Source organism: Devosia sp. Root413D1, from assembly GCF_001425235.1.
In the GTDB taxonomy this organism is placed as follows: domain Bacteria; phylum Pseudomonadota; class Alphaproteobacteria; order Rhizobiales; family Devosiaceae; genus Devosia_A.
Genome location: NZ_LMEA01000013.1, coordinates 124,175 through 140,102 on the forward strand (window position 1 = coordinate 124,175; position 15,928 = coordinate 140,102).

Below are 15,928 nucleotides of genomic sequence, written 5' to 3' on the forward strand. Positions count from 1 at the left end.
GCGGGTCAGGTTCCGATCAGCGCGTCGATGACGTTGTGGCCGTCAGGCGAATCCCACTCGGCCGGCCCCTGCAGCACCGCCAGTTCGCAGCCCTTTTCGTCGAGCAGCAGCGTTGCCGGCAGCCCGATCGCCACCGCCTGCTGCTGCAGCCGCTTGAACGCATCGAAGGTTGAATCCGCATAGAGCGGCAGGTTCTTGAGCCCCTCGTCGGCGAGGAATTTCTTCGCCTTCTCGAGCCCGCTCTCGCCGACATCGAGGTTGATCGGCAGCACCATGAACTGCTCTGAATTGTACTTGGTCGCGATGGCGTCGAGCGCGGGCATTTCCTCGCGGCACGGCACGCACCAGCTGGCCCAGAAATTCACCAGCAGCTTCTTGCCGGCAAAGCTGCCGATGGTGGTCGGCGCACCCGCTGCATCCTTGAACGCCATGTCGGCATAGCCGCGCCCTTCGCCGGTGCCGTTGAGCGCTGCCAGCATGCCGATCGCCGCCGCGTCGATCTTCTGCCCCTTGATCACCTGCGGATCGCACTGCGTCGCCTGCGCCGGCATGAAGTTGCCAACCACGAGGGTAAGGACTAGTGCTACCGCCGCACTGATCAGGGCGACGAGCAGCACCCGCCTGGGGCGCAATCTCCGGGTCGGGGCGGGGCTTTGGTCGGTCATAGGTCTACCGTTGGAGTTGAGATGAGCAATCGCATGTGGGGCGGCCGTTTTGCGACCGGGCCCGACGCCATCATGGAAGAGATCAACGCCTCCATCGGCTTCGATCAGCGACTCTACAAGCAGGACATCGCCGGCTCTATCGCACACGCCACCATGCTGGCGGAAGTGGGCATCCTGACCCAGGCGGATCGCGACGCGATCATCACCGGCCTAAAGACCGTGCTCGACGAGATCGAGACAAACAAATTCACGTTCTCGCGTTCGCTCGAGGACATTCACATGAATGTCGAGAGCCGCCTGAAGGACGTGATCGGCGATGCCGCGGGGCGCCTCCACACCGCCCGCTCGCGTAACGACCAGGTAGCCACCGATTTCCGCCTCTATGTCCGCGACGCCATCGACACGCTGCTGGCGCAGGTCAAAACCCTGCAGCTGGCACTGGTGAAGCGGGCCGAGGAAGAAGTCGCGACCATCATGCCCGGCTTCACCCACCTGCAGAACGCCCAGCCGGTGACGTTCGGCCATCACCTGCTTGCCTATGTGGAAATGCTCGGCCGCGACTACGGCCGCTTCGAGGATGCGCGCAAGCGCCTCAACGAGAGCCCGCTCGGCTCGGCCGCCCTCGCCGGCACCCCCTACCCGATCGATCGCGACATGACCGCCAGGGCGCTCGGCTTCGATCGCCCCACCGCCAACTCGCTCGACGCCGTTTCCGATCGCGATTTCATCCTCGAAACGCTCTCGGCCGCCAGCCTCTGCGCCATGCACCTCAGCCGCTTCGCCGAGGAACTGGTGATCTGGTCGTCGTCGCAGTTCGGCTTCGTCAAGCTCAGTGACAAGTTCACCACCGGCTCCTCGATCATGCCGCAGAAGCGCAACCCCGACGCGGCCGAGCTGATCCGCGCCAAGGTCGGCCGCATCATGGGCGCGCTGACCTCGCTGCTGATCGTCATGAAGGGCCTGCCGCTCGCTTATTCCAAGGACATGCAGGAAGACAAGGAAGTCGCCTTCGACGCGCTCGACTCGCTGTCGCTGTCGCTCGCCGCGATGACCGGCATGGTCGAGGATCTGAAGGCCAACCGCGAGAAGATGCGCGCCTCGGCCAATGCCGGCTTCTCCACCGCCACCGATATCGCCGACTGGCTGGTCAAGCAGGCCAATATCCCGTTCCGCGAGGCCCATCATATCACCGGGCAGATCGTGGCGCTGGCCGAGCAGAAGGGCATGACGCTGGATGGCCTCACCATCGAGGATTTCAAGTTCATCGACCACCGCATCGACAGCCGCATCCATAAGGTGCTGAGCGTCGAAAGCTCGGTCGCGGCCCGCAAGAGTTATGGCGGCACCGCGCCGGAAAACGTCGCGCTGCAGGCCGCCCGCTGGAAGGAAATCCTCGCCGGCGTGAAGTCCGAACCGGTCAGTGTGAAGAAATCGGGGGGTCACGGCGATGGCGGAGTGGAGTAGGCTCCGGCAATGCCGCGCCAGCCACGCCCCCTGCACCTCACCGCTGACCATGTCGCCCGCATCCCGGTGATCGAGGATCCGGGCCAGCCGACCTACCCGGGCATTCGCCCAGCGACCGAGGTCGACTACGATGCGGAAGTCGCGCGCATCATCGACACGGCGCCGGAAGGCGAGTTCTGGATCTTCGCGCTGAGCTCGCTGATCTGGAACCCGGCCACCGAGTTCGACCAACAGCGTATCGCCGTCGCCAGCGGCTGGCCCCGCAGCTTTTGCCTGTTCGACCAGCGCTGGCGAGGCAACCCCAAACAGCCGGGCCTGATGATGTGCCTTGATCGCGGCGGCAGCTGCCGCAGCGTTGCCTTCCGCATTCCGGCCGGTACCATCAAAGCCAACATGGACAAGCTGGTGCGCCGCGAAATGAGCATGGTGCCTAACGCCTTCCCTGGCCGCTGGATCAAGGTCGCCACCGCCGAAGGTCCGCTCACCGCCCTCGCCTTTGCCATCAACCGCAACAGCACCCGCTATGTCGGCGGCCTCACCTTGGCGGAGCGTGCCGACCGGCTGGCGCAGGCGCATGGCTGGAAGGGCTCGATGGCCGAGTATGTGCTCTCGACAGTGCAGAAGCTCGCCGAATACGGCATCCACGACCGCAACCTGTGGGCCCTGCAGCGGCTGATCGCAGAACGGATCGACCACCACTGGCCCGCGCCGGCCGGTGCGGCGCATCGCGCTTCTTGATCGGCCCTGTAGAGAAGTCTCGCTTCCGCTGCCCGGTGTTTTCGCCTAGAGCTTCCGCCCGGATTTCGTAGGGGCGCAAGACCTTGGTGCATCACTTCCAGTATCGCGACGACCGGCTGTTCGCCGAGGAGGTCGACCTCACCGCCCTCGCCGGCAAGGTGGGCACGCCGTTCTATGTCTATTCGGCCGCGACGCTCCGTCGCCACGTGCAGGTGATGCGCGATGCCTTCAAGGGCATCGACACGCTGGTCGCCTATGCCATGAAGGCGAACTCCAACCAGGCGGTGATCAAGCTCATCGCCAAGGAGGGCGCCGGCGCCGACGTGGTCTCGGGCGGCGAACTCGAGCGCGCCATTGCCGCCGGAGTGCCGGCCAACCGCATCGTTTTCTCCGGCGTCGGCAAGACCTTCGCCGAGATGCGCCGGGCACTGGAAGTCGGCATCAAGTGCTTCAACCTCGAGAGCGAACCTGAGCTCGAGCGGCTGAGCGATGTCGCCGTCTCCATGGGGATGACGGCGCCCGTTTCGGTGCGCATCAACCCCGATGTCGATGCCGGCACGCACAAGAAGATCTCGACCGGCAAGGCCGAAAACAAGTTCGGTATCCCGTTCGCGCGGGCCCGCGAGGTCTATGCCCGCATCGCCGCGCTGCCGGGCGTGCGCGCCGTCGGCGTCGATATGCATATCGGCAGCCAGATCACCGACATGACGCCGTTCGATAACGCCTTCGCGCTGCTCGCCGAACTGGTGCGCAACCTGAAGGCCGCCGGCCACGATATCCGCCATGCCGATGTCGGCGGCGGCCTCGGCATCCCCTACCACCACGACGAAGACGCCCCGCCGGCCCCGCCCGCCTATGCCGAGATCGTCAGGAAGCATATCGGCCCGCTCGGCGTGTCGCTGGTGCTGGAGCCCGGCCGGCTGATCGTTGGCAATGCCGGCATCCTCGTCACCAAGGTCGAGTACGTGAAGGAAGGCGGCAAGACCTTCGTCATCGTCGATGCGGCGATGAACGATCTGATCCGCCCCACCCTCTATGAGGCGCATCACGACATCCAGCCGGTGGTGCATTCCAACCTGGCGCAGATCACCGCCGATGTGGTCGGCCCGGTCTGCGAAACCGGCGATTTCATCGCCCAGGATAGGAAGATGGAGGGCGTCAAGGAAGGCGACCTGCTCGCTGTGATGTCGGCCGGCGCCTATGGCGCGGTGATGGCCTCGACCTACAATTCGCGCCCGCTGGTGCCCGAAGTGCTGGTCGACGGCGACAAGTGGCACGTCATCCGCCCACGCAAGTCGATCGCCGAACTGATCGCCCTGGACAGCGTCCCCGACTGGGTGTGAGCCCCGGGGGCGCTGCCCGATCGGGTTGCACCGTTTTCTCCACCCACTCGGTGTCATCCCAGCGAAAGCTGGGACCCAACTCACAGCCCGCGCCAGCGGATGGATGGATCCGAGCTTTCGCTGGGATGACACCCGGTGAGGGAGGCAAGACCCCGGGCCAGTAGCTAAACCAGCCACGCCGCCAGTATCGGCGCCAGCACCGAGGTCAACACGGCGTTGAGCCCCATGGCGATGCCTGCAAACGTGCCCGCCACCGGATCGACCGCAAAGGCGCGCGCCGTGCCGATGCCGTGCGAGGCGAGCCCGACCGAAAAGCCGCGCGCCGCGTAGTCGGTGATCTCTAGGGCGTTCATGATCGGCGTCACCAGCACGGCGCCGGTGACCCCGGTCAGTACCACCAGCACGGCGGTGAGCGAGGGTGAGCCGCCGATCTGCTCGGCAATGCCCATGGCGACGCCTGCCGTCACCGATTTCGGTACCATGGCCAGCAGCACATCCGGCGGCAGCCCGAACAGCCGGCCCAGGAGTACGACCGAGACGATCGCCGTTACCGAGCCTGCCAGCAGCGCGCCGAGCAGCGGCAACAGGTTCTCCATCACGATCTTGCGGTTGGTGACCAGCGGTACGGCGATGGCGACGATCGCCGGGCCGAGCAGGAAATGCACGAACTGCGCGCCCTCGAAATAGCGCCCATACGGCGTGCCGGTGGCGAGCAACACGGCGCCGACCGCGATGATCGACAGCAGCACCGGATTGACCAGCGGGTTGCGGCCCGATTTCAGCGCCAGCCAATCCGCCCCGACCCAGACGCAGAGCGTCACCGTCAGCCACAGCAGCGGCGTCGAGCTGAGATAGACCCAGAGCGCGAACGGATCGTTCATGGCCGCTTCCCGGTCCAGTGCTTTACCGCGAGGAACGCCCCGACCGTCGCCAGCATGGTGAGCACCGCCGAGATGATCAGCGTCAGGACGATCCCCACGCCATAGTCGCCGAGCAGCCCCAATTGCTGCACCACGCCGACACCGGTTGGCACGAACAGCAGCCCCAGCCCCCCAACGAGGAAAGTGGTGACCTTGTCGAGCAGCGTGCCCTTGAGGTCGGGCCGCCGCTGTACCCACGCCAGCAGCACGATGGCGAGGAGGATCAGCCCGACCACCGGGCCCGGCATCGGCAGAGCCAGCGAGCGCGCCAGGATTTCACCGGCCAATTGGCAGGCGAGCAGCAATGCGAGAATGGCAATCATGCCCGCGACTATCGGAGCGCTCGCCTGCCGGTGCAAGCTGCTGACAAGCCCTGTCAGTACGCTCCGGCTAGTTTATGCCCATACCGAGGAGGTGCAGATGACGAACGCCCTGACCGACCGCCAGCTCAACCGCGCCACCCTGGCGCGTCAGATGCTGCTCGAGCGCAGCGACATGGGTATCACCGACACCATTGCCTGGCTGCTCGGCATGCAGGCGCAGCAGACCCACGATCCCTATATCGGGCTGTGGTCGCGGCTCGAGGGCTTTACCCACCAGGCGCTGACCGCGCTGATCGTCGATCGCACCCTGGCCCGCGCCACCACCATGCGCGGCACGCTCCATCTCCACACCGTCGACGACCTGATCGGCATCCGGGCAGAGATGCAGCCTTTCCTCCGCTCCGTCTGGCTCAGCAATTTCAAGAAGCGTTTCGGCGGCAATAACGAAGCCGCGGTACTGGAGCTGGCGCGAAAACTGCTCGACGCCGAGCCGATGACCGCCGGCCAGCTCGGCAAGCGCCTCAGCGAGCGCTTCCCCGTTGGCGAACCGCTGGCCATGACCATGCTGCTGCAATCGACCGACACGCTGATCCAGATCCCGCCAACCCGCATCTGGGGCTCCGGCCATTCGCCGGTCATCACCCGCATCGGCAACTGGCTGCCGGCGCCCTATGAGCGCCCGATCGCCCGCGAAGCGCTGGTCCGCCGCTACCTCGCCGCCTATGGGCCGGCCAGCGTCGCCGACATGCAGGGCTGGTCGCGCCTCACCAAGCTCGGCGAAGTGTTCGAAGCGCTGCGCCCCGAGCTGGTCAGCTTCACCGCCCCCGATGGCCGCGAACTGTTCGACCTGCCCGACGCGCCGCGTCCTGATGCCGATACCCTCGCCCCGGTTCGCTTCCTGCCGCTCTACGAAAACGCTATCCTCGGCTACGACAACCGCCGCCGCTTCCTCGTCGCAGGCGACGAACTGCGCGGCGATTTCGTCAACAACGTCAAGCCGGGCGTCTTGGTCGACGGCCTGATGTCGGCCGGCTGGTCAATCGACAGCAAGAAGGGCGCGGCGGTGCTCACCGTCACGCCCTACCACCAGCTCAGGAAAAAGGATGTCGCCGAGATCGAGCGCGAGGGCCTGAAGTTCCTGCACTTCATGGAGGAGAAGGCGGAGACGTTCGACGTCCGGGTGCTGGAACTCGCGGACTAAAGCCCCAGCAATCGCGGCCGAAACACTGCCGAGGCCAGCACACCAACTCCGATCAGCGTGCCGAAACCACCAAACACAAGTGCGCGGAAGCTCGACGCACCTGTGTGGCCGAACTCGACCTCGCTGCGTTTCGGATTGTCGGCGAGATAGCGCACCGGAGTGGTGGCGCCAATCGCGGTTCGAGTGAAGAACGTCGGCGATACGCCGGTCTCGATGAAATATGCGGCACCGTCGCTCGCCGTGAACCGGTAGGTCACGAAGTAATCGGGCCGGTACTCAGGCTGGCCGCTCTTGGTACCGGCCCTGACCGAGCGAACGTCCTTCGCGACAATCGTCGCCGACGCCGTCGACGCTTCGGTCTCAAGTCGGTGGCCGAGCTGTGCCGAGTTCCAGCCGAGTACGGCGAATGTGCCGAAGATGGCCGTTATCGCGAGGCCGCCGAGAACCGCGAGACTCCTTTTGGCCCAGCGCGGCTTCGCCAAAAATTCACCCCATCATCGCCTGACGTGCCAAAGAGATAATCTCCGGCGGCCGGCCGGCAAGGGCGTCGTCGACTTTTTCGAGCACCTGCGCCAGCGTGAACGGCTTTGGGATCACGTCGTAGATCAGCTGGTCGAGACCGTGCGCGCGCTCGCGCTGGTCGGCAAAGCCGGTCATCAGCATGATGGTGACCTCGGGCCAGGCCGAGGCGACGTTAAGCGCCAGCGCGATCCCATCCATCACCGGCATCTTGATGTCGGAGAGCAACAGGTCGAAGCGCCCCTGCTCTTCCTGCATGACCTCGGCGGCGAGGCCGCCATCCTCGGCTTCCACCACATCGTGGCCCATGTGAGCGAGGGCGCGCGAGACGAACGCCCGCACTCCGTCATCGTCTTCGGCAAGCAGGATTCTGGCCATCAGTGTACCGTCTCTTCAATAATTTCCTTGGTCGCCACGGGCGGGATCGCCGCGACGTTCTGCCGGCTCGAGGCAAAGCCCAGGCGCAGCTGCGTCGCGCCTTTGGGCGGCGACGCCAGTTCGGCGGAAAAGGCCACGGCCTCGCCCGGCTCGACATCCGGAGCCGGTGGCGTGACGCTCCACTGGTAGAGCGGCGCGCCATGCGCATCGAGTAGGCTTACCACCACCGGCGGCACCACCACGCCGCGCGCTTCGACGCCGCGGATAGTGGCGGTGACGCTGATCACGTCACTGTCGCCGCGCCGGCTCATCACCGTCGAGACGTCTGAAAACTCCAGGCCGACCACGTTCACGCCCATGCCGAGCGCCGAGTAGACCCCGGCCATCGACGGCGCCAGCCTGACGATCTCGGTCCGGAACAGCAGCCCACCGGCGAGAACCGCCACCAGCAGGCAGACCGCGCCGATGCGGATCATCCGGAACAACTTCGCCGCCGGCAGCCGGCGCGCCACTGCGCGCTGCCGCTTCTCCAGTTTGCCGTTGGCCGCCCGTTCGGCCGCCGTGGGCTTTGCTGCAGGTTCGGGGGCCGGAGTTGGTTCGCCCGCTTTCGGGGCGATGGCAGCTTTGATCTCGGCGATCGAGCGCACCACTTCGGGCGGCGGCGCTCCATCCGGCATCACGCCACGCAGCGAAGCGGGGATTTCGGCGATGCCGGTGCGATGCTCGATCGCCTTGAACTCGCGGTCGAGCGCCTCTTCCTCGGTCGGGGTGAACAGCTTGTCGTCGTCGGGCGGCGCCATCTGGGCTTCCGCCATCCAGGCCTTGCCGCAATGCGCGCAGCTGACCTGCCGGCCGCGCGGCCCGAGCGTCTCGGGCGGCACCTGGTAACGCGTGCCGCAATGCGGGCAGGCGATGACGACCGTCGCTGGCTGGGGTGAACGCATGGACGAAAGCTAGCGGCGCCGGGTTAAGTTTCCTCAAACCCGAACGTCGAAACTGCCGCGGCCGAGGCTTCGGCCGACCAAGATTTGGGCTGAATTATGGGTGAGAACCCCGCCCCGGCGGGATGCCGCTGTTATGATGCCTCTCAACTGATTCGGAGCGGATGGCCCGGTGATCGAGTTCTCCAATGTCGGCCTGCGCTATGGGCAGGGGCCCGAGATCCTCCGCGATCTCAATTTCCGCATAGAACCCGGCACGTTCCATTTCCTCACCGGCCCCTCAGGGTCGGGCAAGACCTCGCTGCTGAAACTGCTGCTGTTGTCACTGCGGCCGACCCGCGGGCGGGTCACCCTGTTCGGCAAGGACACCTCCTCGCTCGACCAGGATGCGCTCTTACAGATGCGCCGCCATATCGGCATCGTGTTTCAGGAATTCCGCCTGCTCGACCACCTCACCACCTTCGAGAACGTGGCGCTGCCGCTGCGCGTGCTCGGCGAACCCGAGGCGAGCTACCGCGCCAACGTCACCGAGCTGCTCGAGTGGGTCGGCCTCGGCCAGCGCCTCGATGCGCTGCCGGCGGTGCTGTCGGGCGGCGAGAAGCAGCGCGCCGCCATCGCCCGTGCGGTGATCGGCCGCCCGGACATCCTTCTCGCCGACGAGCCCACCGGTAACGTCGACCCTGAACTGTCCTTGCGGCTGGTGCGGCTGTTCGCCGAACTCAACAAGATGGGAACGACCATCATCCTCGCCACGCACGAGCTGCCGCTGCTCGATGCCTTCCCCTTTCCGCGTATGATCCTCAACGAGGGGGAGATCGTCTTTGCCGATTGAGCTGAAGCTCCCCCGTTTCGTCGGGATCGAGAACCGCGAACGCGCTGCCGCCATTGTGCCGGAGCGCTCGGTCTCCGGCCGCACCCTGGTGCTGCTGATCGCCATCATGACGTTCCTGTCGGGGGTGACGCTCGGCGGCGTGGTGCTGGTGCAGAAATCCGCCATCGCCTGGTCCTCCGATGTCGGCCGCGAGATGACCATCCAGATCCGCCCGGTCGAGGGCGAGGTGATGGATTCGAACCTCCGCACTGCGGTGGCGCTGGCCGAAGCCACGCCCGGTGTCGCCTCGGCGCGCGCCTTGACGCTCGAAGAGAGCCAGAAACTGCTCGAGCCCTGGCTCGGCGCCGGCCTCGATCTCACCGCCATCGATATCCCCCGGCTGGTCGTCGTGCAGCTTGCCGACCCCGCCGAGGCCGACGTGGACAAGCTGCAGCGCGACCTCTCCGCGGTGAAAGGCGCCAGCCTCGATACCCACGCCGCCTGGCGCCAGCAGCTCAATGTCATGGCCGGCACCATCGTCGCATCGGGCCTCCTGGTGCTGACGCTGATCGTCGTCGCCACGGTGCTCGCCATCATCTTCGCCACGCGCGGCACCATGGCGTCGAACCGCGAGATCGTCGACGTGCTGCACTTCATCGGCGCCTCGAACAGCTTTATCGCCGGCGAGTTCCAGGGCCGCTTCCTCACCATCGGCTTCCGCGGCGGCATCTTCGGCGGCCTCGCAGCGTTACTGTTCTTCCTGCTGGTCGGCGTCGCCGCCGGCTCGATGGTGCCGCAGGAGGCCGGCCAGCAACTGGGCATCCTGTTCGGCCGCTTTGCGCTGGGCATCGACGGCATGTTCGGCATCCTCGCCGTGGTGCCGGTGATCGCCGCGCTGACCGCCATCACCTCGCGCATGACGGTGCGCCGCTTCCTGCAGAAGACATCCTGAGCCTGGTGGCTGCTGCCACCCCCACCCTCAGTCCCTCCCCACAAGGGGGAGGGAGGCGATAGCTGCAGGTATAGGGTGAGAGTGTCTGGGGAGGGATCAAGGGTGGGGGTGGCCCCACGCGCCGATTTCTCGCTTGTTCGCCAGCGTCGTAGCAGGCACCCTCCGGCGCAAAACGGGGAGGATCGACTTTGCTCGGCCAGGCGTTGCGCTCGCTGCTGTTCTACGCGGTGTTCTACCTGCAGACCGTGGTGCTGGCGATCGTCGTCGGCATCAGCGCGCTCTGGGGCCGCACCAGGTTTGGCTGGACGCTGGCGCTCTACTGGATCCACTCGCACATCCTGGCCTTGCGGCTCATCGCCGGCATCAAGACCGACGTTGAAGGAATCGAGAACATCCCCGATGGGCCCTGCATTATTGCCAGTAAGCACATGAGCGACTGGGACATCTTCGCGCTCTTGCCTGGTGCGCGGCGCCCCGCCTTCATTGCCAAGAAGGAGCTGATCGACATCCCGTTCTTCGGCCAGGCGGCAATGGCCTTCGACACCATCCGCGTCGATCGCTCGAAAGGCGGCGACGCCATCCCGCTGATGCTCTCCGACGCCCGCCGCTCGCTCGCCAACGGCGCCCGCATCATCATCTTCCCCGAAGGCACGCGCAAAGCGCCGCTCGAGCCCTACGATTATCGCTACGGCGTGGTCCGGCTCTATGAGGGCCTGAACATTCCGGTGGTGCCGGTGGCGCTCAACTCCGGCCTGTTCTGGGGCCGCAACAGCGTGCTGCTCTGGCCCGGCACCGCCCGGGCCCGGTTCCTCCCCGCCATCCCGCCCGGCCTCGCGGTCGAGGAGTTTCGCGGCCGCCTGATCGCGGCAATCGAAGGCGAAACCAACCGCTTGATCCTTCAGGCCTATGATGAGGGCCTGAGCCGCCCGATCAGCCCCGAGCTGCGCGACCGGCTCGAGAAGCTGAAGCAAGGGATAGCGCCCGGACCACTCGAGACCACTACATCTTGACGGAATCAGCGACGCAGCCCATAGGTGTAGATGTCACGCCGGGCGGTGCTTGACATTTAGCTCAAATTTGTTCTATATTCGTTCTCTTTCGCCTTGTATCGAAGGAGCCGGGGGCATGGTGCCGACACTCGATCGTACGCTGCTGCAGCATGCCACCGCGCATCCGGTGAACTGGCGCGGCCGCTCAGGCCGTTTCTACGCGCTCGAGCCGCTGCGCTTCGACGATTTCAGCTTCAAGGCCGATGAGCTCTACCTGATCGCGCTCGGCCCGCACGTCATGTGGGCGGGCGGCGCTGCCGATCTCGTCGAAGACCCGGTAAGCCGCGCCCGCTTCCGCCTCGCCATGGATTGCGCCGACCGCGTCTTCCACGTCGAAACCAGCGCCGACGCCATCGAACGGCTCACCGTGGTGTGGGATCTCGAAGGCGCCGAACCGATCATCGGGCTAAGCGCCGCCTGAGGACAACCGAGAGAGACGGCCCCGTCCCATCCTCCCCCATGAAGGGGGAGGTGCCGCACCTGTGCGTGGGGCACGATTTCGTCGAAAGCACCAACCTTCCTTCACCTCCCCCTTTATGGGGAACTTCGAGCCGTCCCGAAGGGTAAATCGCTCCGGTGGAGCGATTTGAGGGGAGAAGGCCATGAGAGCTACGCTCGAATGGCGAGGGAGGGGGCCGTCTGCTGCAGTCAGCCCCTAGACCCCCGCCACCACCGGCACATCCGTGCCGTTCAGCGCCGCCACCACCTCGTCGAGATAGCGGTCGCTGATCCCGAGCTCATGCAGCTTGCGTGCTGTTTCCAGCACATATTCCGGGTTGGCGCCGGACTCGCCCACCCCGGCGCGCACGATCCGCACCTGCTCGGCAATGGCGAGCTTGCCCGCATATTGCAGGTGCCGCGTGTCAGCGAGGAAGGCCAGCGACGGCACCAGGTCGCCATCGGCGAGTTCGATCTGCCGCGTCGCCTCGCGGTAGACGCCGCGATCCATCTCGCGCTCGCTGAGATAGGCGTGCACCCCGTCCCACTCCGCATCATCAACCTCGAACGCCATGCCACGGCACGAGCCGCCCGGCATCAGTCCGAACACCAGCCCCGGCTGCGCCTCGGTGCCGCGATGCCGGTAGGAGTAGACGCAGAGCCGGCGATGCACGCCGCGCAGCAGCGCCGGCATCTGCCGGAGGAAGGCAAAGCCCGGCCGCCAGATCAACGAGCCATAGCCGAACACCCAATGCGTTGAATTCTGCTGCACGAAACGTCCACTCGCCTTGCCGCGGTCACGTTCCTACCGATACGGTCCGCGCCGCGCAATCGGTGCGCCGGAATGGGAGACCTGACGTTGCGGAAGTTCATGTGGCTCGCCATCGCGGTGGTCGTCCTGGTCGGGCTGTGGACCGCCGGTTGGCTCTGGGCCGCCGGTGAGGCAACGCGGCAAGTCAGGCTCCTGGCTGAAGCCGACGGCGAAACCGCGCCGAAGCTCACCTGCGGCACCTTTGACGTCTCCGGCTTCCCGTTCCGCTTCGACCTCGAATGCCTCGACGCTACCCTGGTCGATCGGGACCTCACGGCCAGTTTCGCCGGTCTCAAGGGTTCGGTGCTGGTCTACGCGCCATCGCACCTGATCTTCTCGGCAAAGGCGCCGTTCAGCCTTGCCGACGCCTTTTCGGGCAGCCAGCGCCGGCTCGATTTCGGCGCCATGGAAGGCAGCCTGCGGCTCACCTCAACCGACCTGATGCGCGGCCTCAGCGGCGAAGGCTGGCGCATCGCCCGCTTCTCACTGGTGGCCGATGATCTGGTGCTGACCGATACCGTCGCCGGCGAGATCGTCGAGGCGCGCAGCAAGCACCTCGAAGCGCACCTGCTCGATGTCCCCGAACTGCACGACAAGGCCGCCGGCACTGCAGCGCTCCGCGGCTACCTCTCGACCACGGCGCTGGACCTGCCAGGGCTGCAGGTCGCAGCCGCCGACACCAGCGCCGAAGTCGAGCTCACCGCCATACCTGACGATCTTCGCGCCTTCGGTGAGCCCGACGCGCTGCGTCGCTGGCAAGCGGCCGGCGGGGCGCTGACTCTGACCAAACTGGCCGGCAGCCAGCCACAGCCCGACGAGCGCTTCGAGATCTCAGGCACGCTGAAGCTCAATGGCGGCGGCTACCCGGAGGGCGAGATCAGCTACACCACCAAGGGTGTGCTCGATCGCTTCGCCCAGTTCCTGCCGGTGATGCAACTCGCCATGCTGCGCGGCGCCCCCAATGCCGATGGCAGCTTCCACAACAGCCTCACCATCACCGATGGCCAGGTGAAACTGCTCGCCGTGCCTTTTGCACAGTTGCTGCCGCTGTTCTGACGCCTTGCGTCATCGCGCCTGCGGCCCCACCCCCTCCCAGCCTCCCCCATCAAGGGGGAGGTGCGGGCCGGTGGATTTTCCCTGGATCTCGCCCCAAGCACCGAACGGCACCTCCCCCTTGATGGGGGAGGATGGGAGGGGGCGGGGCCAAGAGCACAAACCTCAGAAACTAGGCTGCAGTGGCGGAAGCATCAGGCGTCCTCGCCGCCGCCATGCTCGCGCACCATCACTGGCGACACGTCGGTCGGCGGGACCACGGCCGCTTCCGGCGTGCCGTGCGGGCGGCCGAAATCGGGGGCCGCGGTTTCCTGGCCGGCGGTGATGATCGAGCGACGGATCGCGCGGGTGCGGGTGAACAGCGCCTGCATGCCTTCGCCATCGCCGACCCGCACCATGCGCTGCAGGCTCGATAGATCCTCGAGGAAACGCCCGAGCATTTCCAGCACCGCCTCGCGGTTGGTGAGGAACACGTCGCGCCACATCACCGGGTCACTGGCGGCAATACGGGTGAAATCTCTGAATCCCGAGGCCGAGAACTTGATCACCTCTGATTGCGTTGCCGCCTCCAGATCCGCGACCGTGCCGACAATATTGTAGGCGATGAGGTGCGGCACATGGCTGGTGATCGCCAGCACCAGGTCGTGGTGCGCGGCATCCATCACTTCGACGTTCGAGCCGAGCGCGCCCCAGAACGACACCAGCCGGTCGACCGCCACCGCATCCACCTCCGGCTTCGGAGTCAGCACGCACCAGCGCCCGACGAACAGGTCGGGGAAGCCGGCCGATGGGCCGGAATGCTCGGTACCGGCAATGGGGTGGCCGGGGATGAAGTGCACGCCCGCCGGAACCATCGGCTCCAGCGCCTTCATCACCTGGCCCTTAACCGAACCGACATCGGAGAGGATGGCGCCTGGCGCCAGGCGCCCGCTGATCTGCTGCATCACATCGGCATAGACGCCGACCGGAGTGCACAGGATGACGAGATCGGCGCCCTCGACCGCCTCGGCGGCGTCGAGCGTATAGATGTCGCCCAGCCCCAGCGCCCGCGCCTCCTCGAGCGTCGCCGACTTGCGCGTGGTGATGGCGATGGTTTTGGCGAGGCCCTTGAGCTTCACCGCCCGGGCGATGGACGAGCCGATCAGGCCGATGCCGATAAGCGTCAGTTTTTCGAACATCAGTTGCTTGCCCCCGGCGCCCCGAACGCCTTCAGAATTTCCACCACGGCGCGCATATGCTCCTCGAGCCCGATGGAGATGCGTAAGCCGTCGGGTATGCCATAGCCATGCATTTCGCGCACCAACAGGCCCTTATCGCGCAGCGCGGCGAACGCCGCCTTCGCCGTCGCCACGTCTTCGAACAGCGCCAGAATGAAGTTGCCCTGGCTCGGCGGCACCCGGATGGCGTTCGACTGGAGCGCCCCGGTGAGCCAGCTGCGCCAGCGTGCATTATGTTCGCGCAGCCTGGCGGTGAACGCGACATCGCGCGCCGCGGCGGCGGCCGCCGCTTGTCCCGACAGCGACACGTTGAACGGCCCGCGGATGCGGTTGACCGCGTCGACGACGTGATCGGGTCCATACATCCAGCCCACCCGCTCGCCGGCAATGCCCATCTTCGAGAAGGTGCGCACCATCACCACATTGTCCGAGGCGTTCACCAGGTCGATGCCTTCAGCGTAATCCTCGGCGGTGACGTATTCCGCATAGGCGCTGTCGAGGACGAACAGGATGTCCGGCCGGAGCCCGCGCTGCAGCCGCTCGACTTCCGCTGCCGGCAGGTAGCTGCCGGTCGGGTTGTTCGGGTTGGCGAGGAACAGCATGCGGGTGCGCGGCGTCACCGCGGCAAGCAGCGCGTCGACATCGGCCCGGTAGTCGGTCTCGGGCACCATGATGATCTCGGCCGAGGCGCCGCGGGTGATGATCGGGTAGACGTTGAAGCCATACTGGCTCATCACCGCTTCGTCGCCCTCGCCGAGATAGACCTGGGCGAGGAGGTGGAGGATGTCGTCCGAGCCAAAACCGCAGACGATGCGGTCCGGCGCCAGCCCGTGCACCTCGCCCAGCGCCATGCGCAGATCGCGCGACGAGCCTTCCGGGTAAATCTCGATCCGACCAGCCGCCTCGCGCACCGCTTCGATCGCCTTGGGGCTGGCCCCCAGCGGCGACTCGTTGGCCGAGAGCTTGACCAGCTTGACGCCGGCGGGCGTGTCGGAACGGCCCGGGACATAGGGCGCGATCTTCAGGATGCCGGGCTGCGGGACGGGGCGTTTGGGCGTGTCGGTCATGTCTGAGGGGGAAGCCGGGTCAAAAATCGGCCGGACCA

At 66.2% G+C, this 15,928-nt stretch carries 18 protein-coding genes; 9 read left to right on the plus strand and 9 right to left on the minus strand.

What is annotated here, in order from left to right; all coding sequences use genetic code 11:
- Positions 1–5: 5 nt before the first annotated feature.
- Positions 6–665, minus strand: a complete 660-nt coding sequence (locus tag ASC89_RS25845) for a TlpA disulfide reductase family protein (protein WP_082533606.1) — start codon at positions 663–665, stop codon at positions 6–8.
- Positions 666–686: 21 nt separating this feature from the next.
- On the opposite strand from ASC89_RS25845, the gene argH reads away from it, so the two are divergent.
- From argH to lysA, 3 genes are all read left to right on the plus strand, one after another.
- Positions 687–2,129, plus strand: coding sequence for an argininosuccinate lyase (gene argH, locus ASC89_RS25850; RefSeq protein ID WP_056003444.1), 1,443 nt, complete (start codon positions 687–689; stop codon positions 2,127–2,129).
- A gap of 9 nt (positions 2,130–2,138) precedes the next feature.
- Complete coding sequence (locus ASC89_RS25855) at positions 2,139–2,867, plus strand: gamma-glutamylcyclotransferase (RefSeq protein WP_056003447.1); 729 nt, start codon at positions 2,139–2,141, stop codon at positions 2,865–2,867.
- A gap of 86 nt (positions 2,868–2,953) precedes the next feature.
- Positions 2,954–4,210, plus strand: a complete 1,257-nt coding sequence (lysA, locus tag ASC89_RS25860; RefSeq protein WP_055887157.1) for a diaminopimelate decarboxylase — start codon at positions 2,954–2,956, stop codon at positions 4,208–4,210.
- Between the two features lie 164 nt (positions 4,211–4,374).
- Here the strand turns inward: lysA and ASC89_RS25865 are convergent, their stop codons facing one another.
- Complete coding sequence (locus tag ASC89_RS25865) at positions 4,375–5,091, minus strand: LrgB family protein (protein ID WP_055886689.1); 717 nt, start codon at positions 5,089–5,091, stop codon at positions 4,375–4,377.
- Complete coding sequence (locus tag ASC89_RS25870; RefSeq protein ID WP_056003450.1) at positions 5,088–5,453, minus strand: CidA/LrgA family protein; 366 nt, start codon at positions 5,451–5,453, stop codon at positions 5,088–5,090. Before ASC89_RS25870 ends, ASC89_RS25865 begins: the two co-directional genes overlap by 4 nt.
- 97 nt (positions 5,454–5,550) lie before the next feature.
- Here ASC89_RS25870 and ASC89_RS25875 point away from each other — a divergent pair, with 97 nt between their 5' ends.
- Positions 5,551–6,654 carry a winged helix DNA-binding domain-containing protein gene (locus ASC89_RS25875; RefSeq protein WP_056003453.1) on the plus strand — a complete coding sequence of 368 codons (1,104 nt, stop codon included), beginning with the start codon at positions 5,551–5,553 and terminating at the stop codon, positions 6,652–6,654.
- Here ASC89_RS25875 and ASC89_RS25880 read toward each other — a convergent pair.
- Genes ASC89_RS25880 through ASC89_RS25890 form a run of 3 tightly spaced genes read right to left on the minus strand, consistent with a single transcriptional unit; the run spans position 6,651 to position 8,495 of the window.
- On the minus strand, positions 6,651–7,136 hold the full coding sequence (locus ASC89_RS25880) for a DUF3592 domain-containing protein (protein ID WP_056003456.1): 486 nt from the start codon (positions 7,134–7,136) through the stop codon (positions 6,651–6,653). The two genes, ASC89_RS25875 and ASC89_RS25880, sit on opposite strands and share 4 nt — an antisense overlap.
- 4 nt (positions 7,137–7,140) lie before the next feature.
- Positions 7,141–7,551 carry a response regulator gene (locus tag ASC89_RS25885; RefSeq protein WP_055886701.1) on the minus strand — a complete coding sequence of 137 codons (411 nt, stop codon included), beginning with the start codon at positions 7,549–7,551 and terminating at the stop codon, positions 7,141–7,143.
- Positions 7,551–8,495 carry an MJ0042-type zinc finger domain-containing protein gene (locus ASC89_RS25890; protein ID WP_056003458.1) on the minus strand — a complete coding sequence of 315 codons (945 nt, stop codon included), beginning with the start codon at positions 8,493–8,495 and terminating at the stop codon, positions 7,551–7,553. Before ASC89_RS25890 ends, ASC89_RS25885 begins: the two co-directional genes overlap by 1 nt.
- A 169-nt stretch (positions 8,496–8,664) precedes the next feature.
- On the opposite strand from ASC89_RS25890, the gene ftsE reads away from it, so the two are divergent.
- The 4 genes from ftsE to ASC89_RS25910 all read left to right on the plus strand — a co-directional run bounded on the left by ftsE (position 8,665) and on the right by ASC89_RS25910 (position 11,725).
- A complete protein-coding gene (gene ftsE / locus ASC89_RS25895; protein ID WP_055046533.1) occupies positions 8,665–9,324 on the plus strand; it encodes a cell division ATP-binding protein FtsE in 660 nt (219 codons plus the stop codon).
- Positions 9,314–10,255: an ABC transporter permease gene (locus ASC89_RS25900; RefSeq protein ID WP_244488558.1), complete on the plus strand. Its 942-nt coding sequence runs from the start codon at positions 9,314–9,316 to the stop codon at positions 10,253–10,255. Before ftsE ends, ASC89_RS25900 begins: the two co-directional genes overlap by 11 nt.
- Positions 10,256–10,443: 188 nt before the next feature.
- Positions 10,444–11,265: a 1-acyl-sn-glycerol-3-phosphate acyltransferase gene (locus tag ASC89_RS25905; RefSeq protein WP_056003461.1), complete on the plus strand. Its 822-nt coding sequence runs from the start codon at positions 10,444–10,446 to the stop codon at positions 11,263–11,265.
- Positions 11,266–11,380: 115 nt separating this feature from the next.
- Complete coding sequence (locus tag ASC89_RS25910; protein ID WP_055886718.1) at positions 11,381–11,725, plus strand: hypothetical protein; 345 nt, start codon at positions 11,381–11,383, stop codon at positions 11,723–11,725.
- Between the two features lie 234 nt (positions 11,726–11,959).
- On the opposite strand, the gene ASC89_RS25915 is transcribed toward ASC89_RS25910, so the two are convergent.
- A complete protein-coding gene (locus ASC89_RS25915) occupies positions 11,960–12,514 on the minus strand; it encodes a gamma-glutamylcyclotransferase (RefSeq protein ID WP_056003463.1) in 555 nt (184 codons plus the stop codon).
- 87 nt (positions 12,515–12,601) lie between these two features.
- Between ASC89_RS25915 and ASC89_RS25920 the strand changes: the two genes are divergently transcribed.
- Positions 12,602–13,609 carry a DUF2125 domain-containing protein gene (locus ASC89_RS25920; RefSeq protein WP_056003465.1) on the plus strand — a complete coding sequence of 336 codons (1,008 nt, stop codon included), beginning with the start codon at positions 12,602–12,604 and terminating at the stop codon, positions 13,607–13,609.
- A 191-nt stretch (positions 13,610–13,800) separates the two neighbouring features.
- Here ASC89_RS25920 and ASC89_RS25925 read toward each other — a convergent pair whose 3' ends face one another.
- A complete protein-coding gene (locus tag ASC89_RS25925; RefSeq protein ID WP_055886728.1) occupies positions 13,801–14,784 on the minus strand; it encodes a prephenate/arogenate dehydrogenase family protein in 984 nt (327 codons plus the stop codon).
- A complete protein-coding gene (locus tag ASC89_RS25930) occupies positions 14,784–15,890 on the minus strand; it encodes a histidinol-phosphate transaminase (RefSeq protein WP_055886731.1) in 1,107 nt (368 codons plus the stop codon). Before ASC89_RS25930 ends, ASC89_RS25925 begins: the two co-directional genes overlap by 1 nt.
- Between the last annotated feature and the right edge of the window lie 38 nt (positions 15,891–15,928).